Consider the following 17,436-nt stretch of genomic DNA (forward strand, 5'->3'; position numbering starts at 1 on the left):
GTGCGACCGCCGCCGCACCGCCGCTCCCGGCCCGGCCACCACCGACCCCCGGCTCCGGCCTCGGCGGTTGCTCCCGGCCTGCGCGTCCGCCTTCGCCGCCGCCTGGAGCGGGGCAGTGCCCTGGTCGGCCGGCTGGGGTACGGCGACCGGTACGCAGCGCCGCTCGGCGCGGAGTGCTGCGCGTGCGGTGGCGGCCGGGGTACCGTCAGCGCGTGGACACGCGCGCCGGCCGGTGCCGGAACGGACGAAACCGGCCCTGGAGCGGTTGATGGCCGAGACCGCGGCGCTCTGCGGCGAGGTGGCCTTCTCCCGGCACACCTACCTCGTCATCGACTTCGAGGGGTTGACTCCCGCGGGGCGGCCCGCCGTTCCGGTGGAGGTGGCGGTGCTCGCTCTCACGGTCGCCGCCGACGGCCTGGCGGAGTCGTGGCGGTACGAGTCGCTGATCGCGCCGCCCCCGGGGATGGCCGTCACCTCCTACGACATGCGCCTGACGGGCATCACCGCGGCGATGCTGGCCACGGCCGCCCGGCCCGAGCGGGTCATGGGCGAGCTCGACCGCCGGTTGACGGCGCCGCCGTACCGGCTGGTCGCCCACCACGCGCCCACCGAGGCGGGAATCATCGCCCACCAGCGGCGGCACTGCCCCGAGCTGGCCGGGATCCCGCTGCTGGACACCGTACGGCTGGCCCGGGCGCTGTATCCGGAGCTGTCGTCGCACCGGCTGGACGACCTGGTGAGGTATCTGCGCATCGAGCCGCCCGCGCGCCGCCACCGGGCGATGCCGGACGTGCTGGCCACGGCGTGCCTGTTTCAGCGCCTGGTGGCCGACGGCGGCCGGACGGGTCGCTGGCGGGCACTTGGCGATCTCGACCGCGTCGGGGGGCTGGCGCCCAGACGTCCGGCGTCACGTGTGGGAGTTCAGGCCGGGCTGTTCTGAGCCGAGCACGGCCTTGAGGGACGCCTCGAGGATGTCCATGCCCGCGTGCAGGTCGTCCTCGCCGATCGTGAGCGGCGGGGCGATGCGGAAGATGCCCCCCATCCCGGGCAGCTGGACGATGTTCATGTGCAGCCCCCGTTCGAGGCAGGCCGAGGTGACCGCGTGGCCCAGCGCGTCGGCGGGTGCCTTGGTGCGCTTGTCCCGTACGAGCTCGATGCCCTGGAGCAGGCCACGGCCGCGAACGTCACCGACGACCTCGTAGCCGTCGCGCAGCGCCAGCAGCCGCTCGGTGAGCTGGGCGCCCAGCCGGGCGGCGCGCTCGACGAGGTGCTCGCGCTCGATGACGTCCAGGACGGTCAGCGCGACGGCGGCCGCCAGCGGGTCGGAGACGTGCGTGGTGTAGAAGAGGAACCCGCGGTCGTGGCAGGTCTGCTCGATCTCGGCGGTCGTGACGACGGCCGCCACCGGCAGCCCGGCCCCGAGGGTCTTCGACAGCGTCAGGATGTCGGGGGTGACCCCGTCGCGGTCGAACGCGTACATCGTCCCGGTGCGGCCGAGACCCGTCTGCGCCTCGTCGAGGATGAGCAGCATCCCGCGCTCCTCGCACATCTCCTTGAGGCGGCGGAGATACCCCGGCGGCAGCTCGATGATCCCGCCCGAGGACAGGACGGGCTCGACGAGGCAGGCCGCGAGGCTCCCGGCGGACTGCTGGTCGACCAGGGTGAAGCCGTACGCGAGCTCGGCCGCCCAGTCGTGTGACCCGTCGGAGGCCCGGAACGGCGACCGGTACGCGTTCGGCGCGGGCAGGGCGAGGTTCCCCGGCGTCGGCGGGCCGTAGCCGCGCCGCCCGGCCGAGAAGGTCGCGGAGGCCGCCCCCTGGGTCATGCCGTGCCACGAGCGGTCGAAGGAGACGATCTCGTAGCGGCCGGTGGAGAGCTTGGCCATCTTGATCGCGGCCTCGTTCGCCTCGGCCCCCGTGGTGAGCAGCATCATCCTGGCCAGCGCGGGCGGCAGGGTCGCGGTGAGCCGGTCGGCGAGCTCCAGCACCGGGGCGCTCAGCATGCCGCTGTAGAGGTGGTCCAGCGACGCGACCGCGGACGAGACCGTCGCCACGATGTCCGGGTGGGCGTGGCCGAGGATGGCGCTCATCTGCCCCGAGGTGAAGTCGAGGATCGCCGTGCCCTGGTGGTCGAAGACGTACGCGCCGGAGGCACGTTCGATGAGCCGCGGGGTGAAGCCGACTCCGTAGCGGATCAGGCGCCGGCCCGCCTCGTCCAAGAACGTCGTGTCCATGGCCAACCCTCTCCGACCGCGCGAATGCCGTGTCCGGTGCCATCTTCGATCGACGGTACGAGTCGTAACAAGCACACAAAACCGGCTGACCATTCGGCATTGCCTTACTGTTGGCGCATGCTCAACCCGCGACGTCTCGCGATCCTGCGCGCGGTCCTGGCGGCCGGGTCGATCAACCGGGCGGCACGAAACCTCAGCTACTCGCCCGCGACGATCAGCCAGCACATGACCGCCCTGGCGAAGGAGACCGGGCTGACCCTGTTCGAGAAACAGGGGCGCGGCATCGTCCCCACCGAGGCCGCGCGGCAGCTGGCGGATCAGGCTCAGTCGCTCCTCGCCGACTTCGGCCGCCTCGATCGGGTCGTCGCGGACCTGCGCGGCGGTCAGGCCGAGCACCTGGCGATCGCCTGCTTCGCCTCCGCGGCCGAGCGGTGGATGCCGGAGGTCGTACGGACCGTTCACCGGCACCAGCCGAACCTGACCGTCGAGATCAGCCTCAACGAACCCGTCGACGGGCGCGGCCGCCGGCGACCGGACCTCGACATCCGGACCGAGCCCGCCGACGGGGCCGGGGTGCACCTCGACGGCTACCGGCGTCACGAGCTGACCGTCGAGGAACTCGTCGCCGTGCTCCCCGCCGCGCACCCGCTCGCCGGCGCCCCCGGCCTCGCCCTCCGGGACCTCGAAGGCGAACCGTGGGTGGACCACGACATCTACGACAGCCCGATCGGGCAGATCATCCAGAGCGCGTGCGGGGCCGCCGGGTTCACGCCGCGCTACGCCGCCCGCCTGGACGACCATCGGGCGGCGCTGCGGCTGGTGGCGGCGGGCATCGGGGTCGCCGTCCTGCCGCGGCTGGCCGTCGCCGAGCTTCCCGGCGGGCTCGTCGCCAGGCCGCTGGTCCGTCCCACCGTGCTGCGGCGCATCGCCGTGCACGCCCGCCGGGATCGACGCCGCGCCGACCTCATCGCCCGCGCGGTGGCGCAGCTCCACGACAGCGCACGCCGGGCCGAGACCGCGTAGCGCGCCTACGAGGAGGTGGGGGACGGCCGGCGCTTGTCGCTGAGCAGCGTATCCCCCTGGTCGCCGAACGCGACCCGCGCCCCCGGCGGCTCCGGACGAGCGCTGTCACGAATCGCCTGGCCGCTCTGTCCAAGGGACGGAACTCATCCGATCCGTGATGTGAGAGGTAGATCATGAGAGCTTCTTGTCGCCGGAGAGCGGGACGCGTCCGTCCCGGCCGTGGCGTGGACCGGTCGAGCGGCCCCGTTCACGGCGCGCCCGCTGCGCTCGCCATGCGGAGTTCGTCGTGAGCCAGGACGTCGGAGCGCCGCGGCAGACGGCCGGCGGCGCCCCGGCTCCGGACACGACCCGTTCGGTCCCGGCCGGGCCCCCGGAAACCGGAACGGAGCCGGGCGGGCGTCGCTTCGGCCTGGGGACGGCGTCGGCGCTGGTGGTCGGCTCGGTCATCGGGACCGGGGTGTTCGCCCTGCCGTCCGCCTTGGCGGTGTTCGGTCCGATCTCGCTGGTGGCGTTCGTGCTCGTGACGATCGGCGCGATCGCGCTCGCGCTGACGTTCAGAGATCTCGCGGTACGCCTGCCGGGCGCGGGCGGCCCCTACGTCTACGCCCGCGACGCGTTCGGCGAGTTCGCCGGATTCCTCATCGCCTGGAGCTACTGGATCACGGCGTGGGCCGGCAACGCGGCGATCGTCGTGGCGTGGGTCGGCTACGTCGAGGTGTTCTGGAACACCGGGCACGACGTCGGGTGGTCGATCGCCATCGCGCTGACCGGGCTGTTCCTGCCGGCGCTGGTCAACCTGGTGGGGCTGCGCAGCTTCGCCGCGTTCCAGGTCGTCACGACCGTGCTGAAGTTCATCCCCCTGCTGTTCATGGCCACCGTCGGCCTGCTGTTCATCGACACGGCGAACTTCGGCGCGTTCAACGCCGGCGAGACCTCCTGGGTCGGCGCGATCGGCGCCGCGGGCGCCATCGCCCTGTTCAGCTACCTGGGCATCGAGACCGCGTCGGTCGCCGCGGCCCGGGTACGGGACCCGGAGCGGAACGTCGGCCGGGCCACCGTCCTGGGCACCCTGGCCTGCGCCGCCGTCTACCTCCTCGGCACCGTCGCCGTCTTCGGCACCGTGGCGCGCGACGACCTCGTCAGCTCCACCGCGCCCTTCACCGACGCGGCCAACGCCATCTTCGGCGGTGAGTGGGCGGGGGCCACGGTCGCCGCCGCGGCCGTCGTGTCCGGATTCGGGGCGCTGGTCGGCTGGACGCTGATCGTGGCCGAGATGCCGCGGGCGGCGGCGCGGGACGGGTTGTTCCCGGCCCCCTTCGCCCGGCAGAACCGGGCCGGGGTGCCCGCGTTCGGGATCGTCGTGTCCACCCTGCTGGCCGCGGGACTCACCGTGGTCAGCTACACCAGCTTCGAGCAGGTGTTCATCACCGTCGTGCTGCTGTCGGTGCTCACCTCGGTGGTGCCGTACCTGCTGTCCGCCGCGGCGCAGCTGTACTGGCTGGGCACCGACGGCAGGCGGCTGCGGGTGCGGCACCTGGCCCGGGACGTCGGGGTCTCGGCGCTCGCGCTGGTGTTCGGGTTCTGGGCGCTCGCCGGGAGCGGCTACGCGGCCGTCTACTACGGGACGTTCTGCCTGCTGCTCGGCGTGCCGGTGTACGTGTGGGTCAAGGCCCGCCGCGGCGTGTACGGCGAGACCCCGGCGGTGGCGCGATGACCACGAACCAGGACCTCGCGCTGCAGGTCGGCATCCATTCCGAGATCGGCCGGCTGCGCGAGGTCATCGTGCACCGGCCCGGGCTCGAACTGGACCGCCTCACCCCCGGCAACGCCACCGAGCTGCTGTTCGACGACGTGCTCTGGGCAGATCGCGCCCGCCGCGAGCACGACGCGTTCGTCGAGGTGCTGACCGGCCACGGCGTACGCGTGCACCTCTTCGCCGAGCTGCTGGCCCAGGCGCTCGCGACGGACGCCGGCCGCCGCTTCGCCGTGAATCGCGTGTGCACCGACCAGCGGTTCGGACGGACTCTGGCCCGGGAGCTGCGGGCGCGGTTCATGGACATCGACCCCGCCCTGCTGGCCGACCACCTGATCGGCGGGGTGCTGAAGTCGGACCTCGGCCCGCTCGGCGGGGGCAGCGTGGCGTGGCAGAGCCTCGAAGCCGACGACTTCGTGCTCACCCCGCTGCCCAACACGCTGTTCCAGCGCGACAACGCGGCGTGGATCGGCCGGGCCGTCGCGGTCAACCCGATGGCCAAGCCGGCCAGGAGCCGCGAGTCGATCAACACCCGCACCGTCTACCGGCACCATCCGCTGTTCGCCGGAGCCGACTTCGAGGCCGTCTACGGCGACGACGACCTCGACCACGCCCCGGCCACGCTGGAGGGCGGCGACATCCACGTCATCGCCGACGGCGTCGTCATGGTCGGGATGGGCGAGCGCACCACGCCGATGGGCATGGAGCTGCTGGCCCGGCGGCTCTTCGCGGGCGGCCACGCCCGCCGCGTCCTGGCCGTCGAGCTGCCCAAGGCCCGCTCGACGATGCACCTGGACACCGTGCTGACGATGGTCGACGTCGCCACCTTCGTCGCCTACCCCTACTTCGACCAGGCCGCGGCCCGGGTCTGGCTGCTCACCCCCGACGGGCGCGTACAGCACCGGACGGGGCTGACCGCCGGCCTGCGCGAGGCGATCGAGGACGACGGCGTACGCGTCCTCACCGCGGCGGGTGACCGGCGCGAGGCCGAGCGGGAGCAGTGGAACGACGCCGACAACTTCCTGGCGATCTCCCCCGGGGTGGTGCTCGGTTACGAGCGCAACACCGCGACCAACGCCATGCTGCGCGACCACGGTCTCGAGGTCATCCCGCTGGCCGGCAGCGAGCTCGGCCGCGGCCGCGGCGGCGCTCGGTGCATGACCTGCCCCGTCCTGCGTGACCCCGTGCCTCTCTCCCCGAAGGAGTCCTCATGACCCTCTCAACCGCGTCCCGCTCGCTGCTCACCGTGACCGACCTCGGCCGCGCGGGCTTCCTCGATCTGCTCGACCGCGCGGCGGCACTCAAGGAGGACAAGCGGGCCGGACGTGAACGACCCGCGCTGACCGGCCGCAACATCGCCCTGGTCTTCGAGAAGAACTCCACCCGCACCCGGTGCGCGTTCGAGGTGGCCGCCTACGACCAGGGTGCCCACGTCACCTACCTCGGACCGTCGGGGTCGCACCTGGGCCGGGAGGAGAGCGTCGCGGACACCGCGCGGGTGCTGGGCGCGATGTACGACGGGATCGAGTTCCGCGGGTTCGCCCAGGAGACCGTCGAGGAGCTGGCCCGGCACGCCGGTGTGCCGGTCTGGAACGGGCTCACCGACGAGTGGCACCCGACCCAGATGCTCGCCGACGTCCTGACCATGCGCGAGCACCAGCCCGGCGAGATCGAGGCGATCAGCTTCTGCTTCGCCGGCGACGGGCGCGGCAACATCGCCAGGTCGCTGCTCGTCACGGGGGCCATGCTCGGCATGGACGTGCGGATCGCCGCGCCCCGCGAGCTGAGCCCGCCGGACTCGCTGGTGAGGGAGGCCCGGCGCATGGCGCTGACCAGCGGCGCCCGGGTGACGGTCACCGACGACCTGCCGACGGCGCTGGCCGGCGCCGCCTTCGTCTACACCGACGTGTGGGTCAGCATGGGCGAGGCCGACGAGGAGTGGGACCGGCGCGTTCCGCTGCTCACCCCGTACCGCGTCACGGCGGAGGCGATGGCCGCCACGGGGCGTCCCGGCACGCGGTTCCTCCATTGCCTCCCGGCCGTGCACGACACCACCACCGAGCTCGGCCGGCGCATCCACCAGCGCTACGGGCTCGCCGGGGCCGAGGTCACCGACGAGGTGTTCACCTCCCCCGCCTCCGTGGTCTTCCAGCAGGCGGAGAACCGGCTGCACACCATCAAGGCCGTGCTCGTCGCGGCGCTGGGGGAGTGACATGCTGCTCGTCGTCGCACTGGGTGGGAACGCCCTGCTCGAACGCGGTGAACGCCCGGACGCGGGGGTCCAGCGGCAGCACGTGCGGTCCGCCGCGCGCGCGCTGGCCCCGCTCGCGGCGGAGCACACGCTGGTGCTCTGCCACGGCAACGGGCCGCAGATCGGGATGCTGGCCGTCGAGAGCGAGAACGACCCGGCCCTGGCCCACCCGTTCCCGCTCGACACGCTCGGCGCCCAGACCCAGGGCATGATCGGATACTGGCTCGCGCAGGAGATGGCCAACGCTGGCCTGGCCGGGCCGGTCGTCACGATCGTCACGCAGACCGAGGTCGACGCCGGCGACCCGGCGTTCGGCAGCCCGGCGAAGTTCGTCGGCCAGGGCTACCCGGAGCCCGAGGCCCGGAGGCTGGCGCGGGAGCACGGGTGGGCCGTCGCCCGCGACGGCCGGGCCTGGCGCCGGGTCGTCGCGTCCCCGGCACCCCTTCGGATCGTCGAGCTGCCCAGCATCCGGCAACTGGTGGCCGGCGGCACGACCGTGATCTGCGGGGGAGGGGGCGGGGTGCCGGTCCTCGCCCGGGACGGCGGGGGCTTCGAGGGCGCGCAGGCGGTCGTCGACAAGGACCTCACGGCGGCGCTGCTGGCGGTCGAGCTCGGAGCCGACCGTCTCGTGGTGCTCACCGACGTCGACGCCGTACGGCGGGACTTCGGCACCTCCCGGGAACGGCCGCTGGCCAGGGCGGGCGTGGAGGAGCTGCGTGCCATGCGGTTCCCGGCCGGGTCGATGGCGCCGAAGGTGGACGCCTGCATCCGGTTCGTCACCGCGACCGGGCGGCCGGCGGCGATCGGGGCGCTGCGGGACGCCTCCGCGGTGCTCGCCGGCACGGCCGGAACCACCGTCACGGCGTCGGCCGAGCTGATCAGAACGGGGTGACCAGGGGGACCCCCTGGGGTGCCCCGGGGTCCCCGACCGGCTCATCGGTGCTGTTCAGGGCGGTATGCCCCTGGGTGCCCGGGGTGACCGCGCCCGGGCACCAGGGTAGCGACCACGGGCTCCCAAGGGCGCGATGACGGGGTCGCAAGCGCGACTGTGATCTCAATGGCATCACCGGATGCTGTGTGCGAAGGGAGCCGAGATCGTGACCACGAACCTGCTGGAGTCGCGCAGAGACGACGCGGGGCAGACCGGCCCGGCAGTGCCCGCGGCCGACGACCGGTTGATGACCGACTTGGACGCGGCCGCCACGGCGTTCGTCACCGCACAGCCCCGGCTCTACGCGATCGCGCTCCGCGTCCTGGAGGACACGGGTGAGGCCGAGGACCTGGTGCAGGAGGCGTGGCTGCGGTGGGAGCGCGCCGACCGCTCGGACGTGATCAGCCCGTCCGCGTTCCTGGCGTTGACCACCACCCGGCTTGCCATCAATGTCGCCAGGTCCGCCCGGAAACGTCGTGAGATGTCCGTTGGCTCCTGGCTGCCCGAGACGGTGGACCCCGGTGTCGGCCCCGAGACGGCGGTCGAACGGCACGAGGCCGTCGACGGGGCGGTCCGGCTGATGCTGGAGCGGCTGACGCCCGCCGAACGGGCCGCGTACCTCCTCCGCAAGGCGTTCGACTACCCGTACCAGCGGATCTCCGAGATCCTGCACCTGGGCGCGGACCACGCGCGGTACCTCGTGCGGCGCGCCCACGAGCACATCGCCACCGAGCGGTGCCGGCCGGTGAACAGCGCCGCGCACCGGCGCCTCGTCCAGACGTTCCTGGCCGCGGCGCGGACCGGCGACCTCGCCGAGCTGGAGGAGCTGCTCGCCGCCGACGTCGCCCGCAGGTCCGACGACGCCGACCCGAGGGCGGGGGCCGCCGCCCCGAGCCGCCATCGCCGGCCCGCCGACCGGCCGCGGCACCGGCGGACCGCCATGCAGCCGGTGGGGGTCGAGCGAGCCGGCGCCCCGGCGCCGGCCGTCAGCGCCGGGCCTCGGCCCGCTCCCGGATCCCCCGCAGCATGCGCCGCATCATCGGGTAGTCGGCGAGCTCCATCAGCACAACCGTGAACGGCGTCAACGGCCGCCGCCACTCGTACCAGGTGTGCATCCGGGCGATCAACCGGGTCCGGTCGCCGCTCAGCGGGGTCAGGCGCCAGGCCCAGGTGCGGTTCGGCGAGCGCCACAGCAGCCACGACGGCTCGGTGAAGCCGTCCACGACGAAGGCCGTGCGCTCGGAGGGGTTGGGGACCATCGGCAGCCACTGGCCGGCCCGGAGGTCCTGCAGCTCCGGGACTATCTCCCGGGCGCTGGGACGGGCGAGGTTGTCCAGCAGGTCGTCGGCGTACCAGCCGGCGCGCCCGTACCCGACCTGGACCAGCCATGGCCACACCTGCTCCGGCGTCGCGTGGATGGTGATCGCGCGGGTGCAGCGGTATTGAGCCCGGGGCAGCAGGCCGTCGCCGGGCATCGACGCGGCCGCCTCCGCCGGGGTGGCTCCCCAGGTCAGGTGCCGGCGGCGCAGGAACGGGGCGATGAGGAAGCGGGGCAGGTCGTCGATGACGTCCCGGACCTGGCGGACCAGGCCGGCCGGGGTCGCGCGAGGGGGTGACCACCGGGCGCCGGACGGGGAGACGGGGGTCGTCGCGGAGGGGAGCTGGGTTTCGTCCATGAATCTAAGACCGGACGGCGGGCCGGTTCGTGACGGACCTTCCGCGGTGGGGCAGCCGCCTGGGGGGAACCACCCGGTGGGGTAGCCCGCCTGGTGGGAACCGCCGGCATGGTCGCGATCTCCGCGGGCCGGCGCCCTGCGGTCCGGGGCGCCCGGGGTTCAGGTGGTGGCGGGGCCGAAGGCGCCGGCGGCGGCGTGCTCCTGGACCAGGCGTTCCTGCTCGGCGGTCCAGCCCGCCATCCTCCGCAGGGCGGCGAACTCCCGCTCCAGCGAGGTCGCGGACGTGGTGCGCGCGTCCGTGCCGATGGTGACGGCGAGCCCGGCCGCCAGCAGCCGGTCGGCGGGGTGGGCCGCCAGGCCGGCCACCGCGCCCGTCTGCGCGTTGCTGATCGGGCACATCTCCAGCGTGATCCGGTCGCGGCGCAGGCGTTCGAGCAGCGCGTCGTCCTCGACGCACCGCACACCGTGCCCGATCCGGCGGGCGCCGAGCACCTCGATCGCCTCCCACACGCTGGCGGCTCCCGCGGCCTCGCCCGCGTGCACGGTGCACGGCAGCCCGGCCCGGTGCGCGAGCTCGAAGGCGGGCCGGTGCGGGGCGCCGGGGTACAGCCGCTCGTCGCCGGCCAGGTCGAGCCCGCTGACCACGTCGCGGTGGCGTACCGCGGTCTCGGCGACGGCGAGGCTCTCCTCCGGGGTCTGGTGGCGCAGGCAGCACAGCAGCAGCGCGGTACGCACGCCCGTCGCCGCCCGGCCCTCGGCCAGCCCCGCGGCGACCGCCGAGACCGCCTCGTCCGGCGTCATGCCGTACTGTCCGTGCAGTTGCGGCGCGAACCGGGCCTCGCCGTGGACGACGCCGTCGGCGCTCCAGTCCTCCACCAGCTCGCGCGCCGCGCGGCGCAGCGCGCCGGGGGTCTGCAGGACCCGCAGCGGCAGGTCGATGTAGGTGAGGTACCGGGTCAGGCTGCCGCAGTCGGGGGGCGCGGTGACCAGGTCCGCGACGGGGCGGTCCAGCTCGATGCCCTGCTCGCGGGCCAGCTCGGCGATCGTGGCCGGGCGGACGGAGCCGTCGAGGTGGCAGTGCAGGTCGTGGCGGCCGGAAGGGTCGGCGGTCATGAGAGTCCTTCGGTGATGGGGGACGGGGTGCGCGCGCAGGCGTCGAGGAGCAGCCGTTTGAAGCCCTGCTCGTCGACCCGGCGCACCAGGGTCACGTTGGGCGGGGGCGCGGCGCGCCGGCGGTCGATGATGAGCTGGCCGCGGGTCTCGTCGCCGAGGGCCACGTCCACGTGGGCGCGTTCGCGTTCGGTGACCAGCTCAGGGCGCAGGGCCACCGCCATGGCGACGGGGTCGGGGAGGTCGTAGCCGGCCAGGCCGGTGACGTCACGGGCCCAGTCGGCGACCGCCCGGTTGATCCGGTGGGCGAAGGCGGCCAGGGGCGTGCCGAGCTCCTCCAGCCGGCGCTGGTCGCCGGGGGTCATGACGGCGTCGCGGCGTGAGACGTCCCAGCCGATCCAGGTCACCCGGTCGGCGGTGGCCGCCCGCAGCACCACGCGGGCCGCCTCGGGGTCGGCCCACACGTTGAACTCCGCCGTGGGGGAGATGTTGCCGCACAGGTCGGCCGCGCCCGCCATGCAGTAGACGTGGCGGAATCGGGTCAGCAGCTCGCGGTCGCGGAGCAGCGCGGCGGCCACGTTGGTGAGCGGGCCCAGGGTGACGAGCGTCAGCTCGCCGGGGTGGCGGCGGGCCAGGGACAGCAGCACGTCCACCGCGTGGCCGTCCGCGGGGGCCCGCGCCGGGTCGGGCAGGCCCACGTCGCCCATCCCGTCGAGCCCGTGCACGTGCTGGGCGGTGGCCGGCGGGCGGGTCAGCGGCCGGTCGCACCCGGGGTGTACGGGGACGCCGGCGTGCCCGGCCAGCTGCAGCGTGATCAGCGCGTTGCGGGTGGCCGTGGACAGGGGCACGTTGCCCGCCACGGTGGTCACGGCACGCACGTCGCCCGCCACGGCACGAACGTCGCCCGCCGCCGTGGCCAGGGCCAGGTCGCCGGTCGCGTCGGCGGCGACCGCCAGCAGCAGCGCCACCGCGTCGTCGGAGCCGGTGTCGGTATCGATGAGCAGGGGGAGTCCCGGCACGCGCACCTCGTCTAATCGATTAGATGGATGGATGTCTTATCTAATCGATTAGATGCGAGAATGTAAACCGTCATGAGCGATCCCGCAGGCAGGCCGATCACCCTGGCCGACGTCGCCCGCCGAGCCGGCACCTCGACGGCGGTGGTCAGCTACGTCATGAACGACGGCCCCCGCCCGGTGGCCGCCGCGACCCGCGAGCGCGTGCTGGCCGCGGCGGCCGAGCTCGGCTACCGCCCCAACCGCATCGCCCGCGCGCTGCGCTCACGCACCACCGGCGTGGTGGGGCTGGTGCTGGCGGACGCGCTCAACCCGTACTTCGGGGCGCTGGCCAGGCACGTCGAGCAGGCGCTCGCCGGACACGAGCGGCTCATGCTCATCGGGAACGCGGGCTACTCCGCCGAGCGCGAGCGGCAGCTCGTCGAGCGCTTCCTCGCCGCCCAGGTCGACGGGCTGGTGATCGCCTCCGCCGACGCGGGCGACGACGTGACCGTGCCCGCCCGGGCGGCCCGCGTGCCCGCCGTCTACCTGCACAACGGCTCCACCACCGGCGACGCGCCCCTGGTCACCGCGGACAACGAGCAGGCGGTACGCGAAGCGCTCGCCCATTTGCGGGCCCACGGTCACCGCGACGTCGCCTTCCTGGCCGGCCCGCAGGACACCGGACCCGTGGGCCGGCGGCGGGAGGTCTGGCGGGCGGCCGCCGGGAGCTCGGCCGTCCTCCTGCGCTCCGACTACTCTCGCGCCGCGGCCGACGTGCTGATCCGCCGCCTGGCCGCCGCGGACGCCGTGCCGCGCGCGCTGATCGCGGCCACGGACGAGCAGGCCATCGGCGTCCTGTCCGGCGCCTACGCCGCCGGCCTGCCCGTCCCCGGCCGGCTCGCCGTCATCGCCCTGGACGGCACCCCCGACGGCGCCCACACCGCCCCTTCGCTGACCGTCACCGGGCAGCCTCTCCAGGCGATGGCCCAGCAGGCCGTGGACCTGCTCTTCGACCCCGCGACCCCGTCTCTCCCCGCCCGCGCGGCGCTGGTCAGGCGGCGCAGCTGCGGCTGCGAGGAGGGCTGAGCCGCCGCGCCCGGCTCGCGTCCGGGCAGGTGTCACATGCCGTCACGGACAGCCCGCCGTGGTGGAGCGGCGCCGGCGAGGCCCCGGCGGCGCGTTGGCGCGGACGTCGCCCGGCCGGGCGGGGTGCTGGGCGACCCGCCCGGCCGGGCGGGGTGCTGGGTGACGGCAACGGACAAGGTCTCGGGGAAGCGGGCGGCGGCGTGCCGCTGGAAAGGGATCGTTTTACCGGTGGGCGCCGAGTTCGGCGGCATAGGCCGCGCGCAGGTCCTCCCAGCCGTAGTCGAGCGCGTCCGATCCCCGGATCGGGCCGATCGGATTCCCGTCGAGAAGGTGCTCGGCCACGTCGAGGCACAGGTGCCAGCCGGCCGCCACCTTCGCCGGCCAGTCGGGGTCGGTGACGGTGTGCCGCAGCACGAGCCGGGTGCCGGGTCCGGTGGCGGTCAGCTCCCAGCGCAGCAGGTCCGTGCCGAGGGTGTACTCCAGCAGGGCGGGCCGCTCGGCGCGCGTCACGGACGCGCCCAGTTCCTCGGTGACGTCACCGTCGATCATGGTCAGGGTCACGTCGCCGAGCTCGCCGAGATCGCGGGCGGCCAGGTAGGGTGCCCAGGCGCCGAGCTGGTCCGGGTCGGTCAGCGCCGACCACACCTTCTCCGGCGGGTGGCGCAGGTCGCGGACGAAGACCAGGGTCCAGCGGCCGTCGCCGGCCTGGCAATCCACTTCGGCGAGCGGCCCCGGCCGGAACGTGTTTCGGTTCATCGGTCCTCCTGGTTGTCCAGATGACGCTCGAGGGCGTCCAGATGCGTGTTCCACAGCAGCCGATACGGCGCCAGCCAGTCGTCCAGGGCCCGGAACTGCCGGGCCTCGATCCGGTAGATGCGCTGCTGGGCCACGATCCGGCTGGAGACGAACCCAGCCTCGCGCAGGACCCGCAGATGCTTGGACATCGTGGGCTGGCTGACGTCCAGAATCCTGGCCAGCTCGCCGACGCTGCTCTCCGACAGGCGCAGCCGGTCCAGGACGCGACGCCGGGTGGGCTCCGCGAGCACTCCGAACACGTCGACTGCCATGCGCCCTAATATGCCCGATGGGGAATATTACCGTCAAGGCATATAACAAGGTCATCTGGGCAGCAGGCGGATCAGTCCCAGCCCGAGCAGCGCGGCGAGCACGTGATACCAGACGGCCACCTTCAGCGCGAGCGTGAACGCCTCCTCCCGCGCCACCGTGATCTCCCGGTCCAGGGTCTCCAGGACCCGGACGGCCGTGCCGGGCGGGATCGCCTCCGGCTTCCCCATGGCGGCGAAGCAGGCGGGCGGCGGCAGGAACGAGTTGCGGGTGTCCACCCGCTCGTCCACGCAGTCGCGCAGCAAGGTGACCGCCGCGGCCTGGGTACGGGCGGGCACGACCTCGGCGGCGGCGACCTCGGCGCGCAGCCGGGGGACGAGCGCGTCGGCGCGGCCGGCGGCCTGGGCGGACAGGACGGTGAAGAAGACCGCGCCCACGACGGCGATCCCGGCTGCCGCCCCCACCTGCATCATCGTGTTGATCACCCCGGAGGCGGCGCCCGCGTCGCGCGCGGGCACGCCGACGATGACGGTGTCGAGCAGCACGGGGGTGATGGCGCCCACGCCGAGCGCGGTCAGGATCATGGCCGGTCCGACCACCCAGGGATCGATCCCGGTCCCGGTGAGCTGCAGGGTGAGGCTCATCGCGGCCATGCCGAGCGCGACCAGCAGCGAGCCCGCCCCGATCAGCCGCCGCCCCAGCCGCGGCGCCAGCCGGACCGCGAGGCCCCCGGCCACGATCACCCCCGCCGACCACCACAGCAGCGTGACGCCCGTGCGCAGCGGCGAGAACCCCAGCCCCGTCTGCAGGTGGATGACGAAGACGAAGAAGAACGACGACACCTGCGAGAACAGCAGGAAGGCCAGCAGCAGCCCGCCGGTGAAGGCGGGACGCCGGAAGAGCGGCAGCGCCACCAGCGGCGAGCCGTCCCGGGCGGCCTTGAGCTGCTCGTAGCGGGCGAAGGCGGCGAACAGCGGCAGCGAGCACGCCATGGCCACGAACCCGGCGACCGGCCAGCCCGTCTCGTGCCCCTGCACCAGCGGGTACAGCAGCAGCATCAGCGCGGCGGCCAGCAGCCCCGCGCCGACCAGGTCGAGGCGCTGCGACTCCCGCTCCCGGGAGTCGCGCAGCAGCACGGCCGCGGCGGCGAAGGCGAGCAGGCCCGCCGGTACGTTGATCAGGAAGATCATCCGCCAGCCCAGGCCGAAGAGGTCGGCCTCGACCAGGAGGCCGCCGGTGATCGGTCCCAGGACCGTGGCCAGGCTGGTCACGATGCCGTACAGGGCGTAGGCGGGGCCGCGCTGGGACTCCGGCAGCTCCACCCTGATCACCGACAGCACCTGCGGGATCATGATCGCCGCCGAGGCGCCCTGGAGGATCCGGGCGCCGATGAGCATGGCCGGGGTGAACGCCAGGGCGCACGCGATCGAGGCCAGGGTGAACCCGGCCACGCCCGCGAGGAACATCTTCTTGCGGCCCAGGATGTCGCCGAGCCGGCCGCCGATGACCAGCAGGACGGCGAAGGCCAGCACGTACGCGGCCACCACCCACTGCATCGCGGAGTTGCCGGCGAACAGGTCGCGCTGCATCCGCGGGATGGCCACGCCGACGATGGTCGCGTCCAGCAGGTCCATGAACGTCGCCAGCAGGGTGACGCCCACGGCCAGCAGGGCGCGCCGCCCGGCCGCGGCCGGAGGGGACGTGCCGGAGTCGGGGGGATGGATCGTCGCTGTCACGGCATGGCTCCTAGAAGACTCCGGAATGGGTGGCGGCGAGGTAGGCGGCGAAGTCGGGCGCCGGCGGGGAGGCGACGTGCCGTACCCAGGCGTCCCGCTCGGCGGCGATGGCGGCCAGCTCCCAGACGCAGGCCGTGGCGTGCGCGGGGGCGGGCCGCCAGGCGGCCGGGTCGTCCCAGCCGGACAGCCAGGTCCTGGAGTGCAGGATCACCTTGTTGCGGCTCCACCAGGCGACGACGACGTAGCAGCCGTCGGCGTCCTCGTGCACCACGGTGAACGCGTGTGACGGCTCCCCGTCGTACGCCTGCGGGAGGGTGAGGTCGGCGGCAACGCGGGCGGCGTCGATGACCTCCGCGGGCGGGCGGTCCCGGGTGGCCGAGATGCCGTAACCCTTGACCGTCCAGCCGCGCAGCCGGTGACGGGGGAGCGCGACCGTGGTGCGCGGCGCGTAAACAAGGGGCCTTTCGCCTACTGTCATGGCCGGAGACTAACTAATGCGGCAACCACTGGAAAGGCCGCCTTTTGCCGGCCACAAGCGACTCTCTAGTGAGCGTCCAGAAGGCGTTGCGAGTATTGCCCTCATCGGTCCCCGGGCATCGCACATTGCCTCCGTGCGACAGTGTCCGGGGACCCGTCCTCGCAGGTACGGGAGATGATCGGCATGCAGAAGTTCAGCAGTTCCACGGCTGCCCTCACCGAGGAGTACGGAATTGAAATCGGCCGCTGGACGGAATACGGCGGCACTGACTTCATGCCTTTCGGCGCGATGTGGTGCGTTATTCCGCCCAATTCCTCCAGCCAGGCGGACCAGCACCCGGAAATCGAGCTGGCGGTCGTCGTGGAGGGTGATGCGGATTTTGACGTGGCCGGCGCGCGAGAACACGCGCCGGCCGGCTCCGCGATCCTGCTGGGCTCCCAGGAGCGCCACGTGATCCACAACCGCTCGGCCGAGGACCGCCTCGTCCTGCTCAGCATGTACTGGATGCCCGAGGCGGCCGGCCATGCGCGGTGACGTGCCGGGCGGGCTGACGGTGCTCGTGTCGCCGCCCCCCACCCCCAACGGCCCGCTGCACGTCGGCCACCTGTCCGGCCCGTACGTCGCCGCCGACGTCGCCGCCCGCGCGGCCAGGGCGCGCGGCGAGCGGGTGCTGACGATCTGCGGCACCGACGACCACCAGAACTACGTGCCGGCCAAGGCCAGGGCGCTCGGCCTCGACCCCGACAAGGTGATCACCGACTACGGCACGCGCATCGCCGAGGTGCTCAAGGCCATCCGCGTCGACCACCACGTGTTCACCTCGCCACGGCGCGACCACGACTACCGGCGGGCGGTGACCGGCCTGCTGGACGAGCTGGTCGAGGCGGGCGTCGTCGTGTCCCGCGAGCACACGCTGACGGTGTGCGGCGACTGCCGTACGACCCTGCACCACGCCTACGTCAGCGGCGCCTGCCCGGCCTGCGGTGCCGCGATGGGCGGTGGCACCTGCGAGGGCTGCGGCGGCTACGCGGCCGCGGCCGACCTGGTCGACCCCGTGTGCACGGTGTGCGGCGGCCCGCCGGTGGCCGTGACGGGA

At 73.7% G+C, this 17,436-nt stretch carries 18 protein-coding genes; 10 read left to right on the top strand and 8 right to left on the bottom strand.

Annotation, left to right across the window (positions count from 1 at the left end; translation table 11 throughout):
* The first annotated feature begins 268 nt into the window (after window positions 1-268).
* Complete coding sequence (locus ACTWPW_RS44830; RefSeq protein WP_443172302.1) at window positions 269-940, top strand: 3'-5' exonuclease; 672 nt, start codon at window positions 269-271, stop codon at window positions 938-940.
* On the opposite strand, the gene ACTWPW_RS44835 is transcribed toward ACTWPW_RS44830, so the two are convergent.
* Window positions 908-2,233 (bottom strand): aspartate aminotransferase family protein, encoded by a 1,326-nt coding sequence (locus ACTWPW_RS44835; RefSeq protein WP_443172303.1) that lies wholly within the window; start codon window positions 2,231-2,233, stop codon window positions 908-910. The genes ACTWPW_RS44830 and ACTWPW_RS44835 overlap by 33 nt on opposite strands.
* Before the next feature lie 117 nt (window positions 2,234-2,350).
* On the opposite strand from ACTWPW_RS44835, the gene ACTWPW_RS44840 reads away from it, so the two are divergent.
* The 6 genes from ACTWPW_RS44840 to ACTWPW_RS44865 all read left to right on the top strand — a co-directional run bounded on the left by ACTWPW_RS44840 (window position 2,351) and on the right by ACTWPW_RS44865 (window position 9,266).
* Window positions 2,351-3,256 (top strand): LysR family transcriptional regulator, encoded by a 906-nt coding sequence (locus tag ACTWPW_RS44840; protein ID WP_443172304.1) that lies wholly within the window; start codon window positions 2,351-2,353, stop codon window positions 3,254-3,256.
* 286 nt (window positions 3,257-3,542) lie between these two features.
* A complete protein-coding gene (locus tag ACTWPW_RS44845; protein WP_375108825.1) occupies window positions 3,543-4,970 on the top strand; it encodes an amino acid permease in 1,428 nt (475 codons plus the stop codon).
* Window positions 4,967-6,223: an arginine deiminase gene (locus ACTWPW_RS44850; protein WP_375108824.1), complete on the top strand. Its 1,257-nt coding sequence runs from the start codon at window positions 4,967-4,969 to the stop codon at window positions 6,221-6,223. The genes ACTWPW_RS44845 and ACTWPW_RS44850 overlap by 4 nt, the downstream gene beginning before the upstream one ends.
* A complete protein-coding gene (gene argF, locus ACTWPW_RS44855) occupies window positions 6,220-7,221 on the top strand; it encodes an ornithine carbamoyltransferase (RefSeq protein ID WP_443172305.1) in 1,002 nt (333 codons plus the stop codon). The genes ACTWPW_RS44850 and argF overlap by 4 nt, the downstream gene beginning before the upstream one ends.
* A 1-nt stretch (window position 7,222) precedes the next feature.
* Window positions 7,223-8,152: a carbamate kinase gene (locus tag ACTWPW_RS44860; protein ID WP_375108822.1), complete on the top strand. Its 930-nt coding sequence runs from the start codon at window positions 7,223-7,225 to the stop codon at window positions 8,150-8,152.
* Window positions 8,153-8,357: 205 nt separating this feature from the next.
* On the top strand, window positions 8,358-9,266 hold the full coding sequence (locus ACTWPW_RS44865; protein ID WP_443172306.1) for a sigma-70 family RNA polymerase sigma factor: 909 nt from the start codon (window positions 8,358-8,360) through the stop codon (window positions 9,264-9,266).
* Here the strand turns inward: ACTWPW_RS44865 and ACTWPW_RS44870 are convergent.
* The 3 genes from ACTWPW_RS44870 to ACTWPW_RS44880 all read right to left on the bottom strand — a co-directional run bounded on the left by ACTWPW_RS44870 (window position 9,178) and on the right by ACTWPW_RS44880 (window position 11,996).
* Window positions 9,178-9,867 carry a hypothetical protein gene (locus ACTWPW_RS44870; protein WP_375108820.1) on the bottom strand — a complete coding sequence of 230 codons (690 nt, stop codon included), beginning with the start codon at window positions 9,865-9,867 and terminating at the stop codon, window positions 9,178-9,180. The two genes, ACTWPW_RS44865 and ACTWPW_RS44870, sit on opposite strands and share 89 nt — an antisense overlap.
* 159 nt (window positions 9,868-10,026) lie before the next feature.
* Window positions 10,027-10,980 (bottom strand): adenosine deaminase, encoded by a 954-nt coding sequence (gene add / locus ACTWPW_RS44875; RefSeq protein ID WP_443172307.1) that lies wholly within the window; start codon window positions 10,978-10,980, stop codon window positions 10,027-10,029.
* Window positions 10,977-11,996, bottom strand: coding sequence for a nucleoside hydrolase (locus ACTWPW_RS44880; RefSeq protein WP_443172308.1), 1,020 nt, complete (start codon window positions 11,994-11,996; stop codon window positions 10,977-10,979). Before ACTWPW_RS44880 ends, add begins: the two co-directional genes overlap by 4 nt.
* A gap of 72 nt (window positions 11,997-12,068) precedes the next feature.
* On the opposite strand from ACTWPW_RS44880, the gene ACTWPW_RS44885 reads away from it, so the two are divergent.
* Complete coding sequence (locus tag ACTWPW_RS44885) at window positions 12,069-13,061, top strand: LacI family DNA-binding transcriptional regulator (protein ID WP_443172309.1); 993 nt, start codon at window positions 12,069-12,071, stop codon at window positions 13,059-13,061.
* A gap of 222 nt (window positions 13,062-13,283) precedes the next feature.
* On the opposite strand, the gene ACTWPW_RS44890 is transcribed toward ACTWPW_RS44885, so the two are convergent.
* Genes ACTWPW_RS44890 through ACTWPW_RS44905 form a run of 4 tightly spaced genes read right to left on the bottom strand, consistent with a single transcriptional unit; the run spans window position 13,284 to window position 16,340 of the window.
* Window positions 13,284-13,817, bottom strand: coding sequence for an SRPBCC family protein (locus tag ACTWPW_RS44890; RefSeq protein WP_375108816.1), 534 nt, complete (start codon window positions 13,815-13,817; stop codon window positions 13,284-13,286).
* The gene (locus ACTWPW_RS44895) at window positions 13,814-14,128 is read right to left on the bottom strand and encodes an ArsR/SmtB family transcription factor (protein WP_375108815.1); all 315 of its coding nucleotides are present in this window, start codon (window positions 14,126-14,128) and stop codon (window positions 13,814-13,816) included. Before ACTWPW_RS44895 ends, ACTWPW_RS44890 begins: the two co-directional genes overlap by 4 nt.
* 51 nt (window positions 14,129-14,179) lie before the next feature.
* Window positions 14,180-15,862 (bottom strand): MFS transporter, encoded by a 1,683-nt coding sequence (locus ACTWPW_RS44900; RefSeq protein WP_375108814.1) that lies wholly within the window; start codon window positions 15,860-15,862, stop codon window positions 14,180-14,182.
* Window positions 15,863-15,872: 10 nt separating this feature from the next.
* The gene (locus ACTWPW_RS44905; RefSeq protein ID WP_375108813.1) at window positions 15,873-16,340 is read right to left on the bottom strand and encodes a hypothetical protein; all 468 of its coding nucleotides are present in this window, start codon (window positions 16,338-16,340) and stop codon (window positions 15,873-15,875) included.
* A gap of 174 nt (window positions 16,341-16,514) precedes the next feature.
* Here ACTWPW_RS44905 and ACTWPW_RS44910 point away from each other — a divergent pair, with 174 nt between their 5' ends.
* Both ACTWPW_RS44910 and ACTWPW_RS44915 read left to right on the top strand, forming a co-directional pair.
* Entirely contained in the window at window positions 16,515-16,874 is a 360-nt protein-coding gene (locus ACTWPW_RS44910; protein ID WP_364123187.1) for a cupin domain-containing protein, read from the top strand.
* Window positions 16,864-17,436 (top strand): class I tRNA ligase family protein (locus ACTWPW_RS44915; protein ID WP_443172310.1); only part of this gene is annotated, 573 nt, incomplete at its 3' end. The genes ACTWPW_RS44910 and ACTWPW_RS44915, both read left to right, overlap by 11 nt.

The organism is Nonomuraea sp. KM90, assembly GCF_052246675.1.
GTDB lineage: Bacteria > Actinomycetota > Actinomycetes > Streptosporangiales > Streptosporangiaceae > Nonomuraea.